The following is a 1,033-nucleotide window of genomic DNA, read 5'->3' as shown; positions in this document are numbered from 1 at the left end:
TGCTGCCGGCCCCGATCGAAGGCAATCCGGCCGCGCAGTCGACGATGCTGACCGCCGCCAAGGGCGGCGTCGGGCATCCTCGCTCCGGTTGCGGCAGACCTCTCGTCCGCACATGTCTCGCTGATGGTCTTGGCGATCGGTGCGGGCTCGCTCTTCCTCTCGCACGTCAACGACGCCGGATTCTGGTTGGTGAAGGAGTATCTGGGCGTCAGCGTGGTACAGAACCTCAAGACCTGGACCGTGATGGAATGCATCATCTCGGTATCGGGCCTGGCCGGAGTGCTCGTGTTGAGCCGAGCTGAAGAAGGATTTCACGATCGTCATCGTCACGCACAACATGCAGCAGGCTGCGCGTGTGAGTGACCAGACTGCATTCTTCAACCTCGAGGCAACCGGCAAGCCCGGTCAGCTCGTCGAGATCGACGACACCGAGAAGATCTTCTCCAACCCGACGCAGAAGGCCACCGAGGACTACATCTCCGGCCGCTTCGGATAGGTCCTGGGACAAACCCTGCACGATCATGTTTCACCCCCGTTTCCAACAGGAGACGGGGGTGAAACTTTTTGGTTGTGGTGATAGTTCCCACTCCGGTGCGCAGAGCTGAGCGTCGTTGGGCGCCCGAATAATTCGATGAGCAGCGCAAGTGCGCCGAGTGGGCGCTGAAGTAGCCGACGATGTGAATCTCGTGGATACTGACGACGCTTCGGACAATGCTAATCTCGGCCCGACAGCACGCTGTCGATCGATGTCGTTTCACAACCGGAAGGGCTTGTCAGTGCACCTCACCCCTTCAGATACCGAAAAGCTGCTCCTGAGCGTTGCGGGCATGGTCGCCCGCGACCGCCGCGAGCGCGGGGTACTGCTGAACTACCCCGAAGCGATGGCCCTGATCTCGTGTTGGATTCTCGAGCGCGCGCGTGACGGAATGACGGTTGCGGAACTGATGAACGCCGGTCGGCAAGTGCTCACCCGCGACGACGTGATGGAAGGGGTACCCGAGATGATTGCAAACGTCCAGGTGGAGGCCACTTT

The 1,033-nt window shown here is 60.7% G+C and carries 1 protein-coding gene and 2 pseudogenes; all 3 read left to right on the top strand.

Annotated elements, in window-relative coordinates:
* Window positions 1-63 precede the first annotated feature (63 nt).
* Window positions 64-294, top strand: a pseudogene (locus ABT116_RS50265) (GntT/GntP/DsdX family permease); the annotation flags it as partial.
* Window position 295: 1 nt separating this feature from the next.
* Window positions 296-496: pseudogene (gene pstB, locus ABT116_RS50260) on the top strand (phosphate ABC transporter ATP-binding protein); the annotation flags it as partial.
* Between the two features lie 280 nt (window positions 497-776).
* Window positions 777-1,033 (top strand): urease subunit gamma (locus tag ABT116_RS50255; protein ID WP_351648537.1); only part of this gene is annotated, 257 nt, incomplete at its 3' end.

Source organism: Streptomyces sp. NPDC002130, assembly GCF_040296465.1.
Classification (GTDB): domain Bacteria; phylum Actinomycetota; class Actinomycetes; order Streptomycetales; family Streptomycetaceae; genus Streptomyces.
This window is presented reverse-complemented; position numbering and strand designations above follow the sequence as displayed.